This is a genomic window from Aeromonas sp. HMWF015, from assembly GCF_963878965.1.
GTDB classification, from domain to species: domain Bacteria; phylum Pseudomonadota; class Gammaproteobacteria; order Enterobacterales; family Aeromonadaceae; genus Aeromonas; species Aeromonas veronii.
The window spans coordinates 1-1,103 of sequence record NZ_CAWNZT010000306.1; the positions used below are offsets into that span (position 1 = coordinate 1).

Annotated in this window: 1 protein-coding gene; it reads left to right on the forward strand. The window is 65.0% G+C overall.

The window, feature by feature from the left end:
• On the forward strand, positions 1–1,103 hold a 1,103-nt coding region (locus AACS18_RS15670; protein WP_258228731.1), incomplete at both ends, for a DUF5801 repeats-in-toxin domain-containing protein.

The window sequence follows — 1,103 nt, forward strand, 5'->3', positions numbered from 1 at the left end:
TGATAGATGGCTTCCCGGCGGGGAGCTTTGCCATCAAGGTGGAAGATGATGTGCCGCGTGTCGTGCTCGCAGACGATGCGCCACGTCTTGGTGCGATGGTAGATGAAAGCCTGGCCAGCTTGGATGGTGTTGGCAGCGACGGGGTGGCCAGTGCCACGCTGAGTGCGGCTGACGTGCAAGCTCAGTTTGCACCAGCCTTCGGGGCGGATGGGAAAGGCAGTATCGGTTACAGCTTGGCGCTGACCGGCAGCGACGTGGCGAGCGGCCTGTATGCAGTCGACCCGCTGGCTGCCAATGGCCAGGGCGCGGCTATCGTGCTCAATCAGGCGGGTAACGTCATCACCGGCAGCGCAGGTGCAGTGAACTACTTTACCCTGACCATCGACCCGACCACCGGGGAAGTGACGCTGGCCCTGCTGGACAACGTCTGGCATGGCGACACCGGCAATGCGGATGACAGCGTGGCGCTGAGCGTGGACGAGGGCGTGCTGACGTTGGTGCAGACAGTGACCGACGCCGATGGCGATAGCGCCAGTGCGTCTGTGGACCTGGGCGCCACCGGCGTGTTCCGCTTCGAGGATGACGGCCCGCGTGCCGGGCTGGCAGAAGAAGCCCCACGACTTGGTGCAACTGTGGATGAAAGCCTGGTCAGTCTGAGCGGTGTGGGCGGCGACGGAGTGGCCAGTGCCAGCCTGAGCGCGGCCGACGTACAGGCCCAGTTCAACCCGGCCTTTGGGGCCGACGGGGCGGGCAGCATCGGTTACAGCTTGGCGCTGACCGGCAGCAACGTGGCGAGCGGTCTGTATGCGGTTGACCCGCAGGCAGCCAATGGCCAGGGCGCGGCTATCGTGCTCAATCAGGCGGGTAACGTCATCACCGGCAGCGCAGGTGGGGTGGACTACTTTACCCTGACCATTGACCCGACCACCGGGGAAGTGACCCTGGAACTGTTGGACAACGTCTGGCATGGCGACACCGGCAATGCGGATGACAGCGTGGCGCTGAGCGTGGACGAGGGCGTGCTGACGTTGGTGCAGACAGTGACCGACGCCGATGGCGATAGCGCCAGTGCGTCTGTGGACCTGGGCGCCACCGGCGTGTTC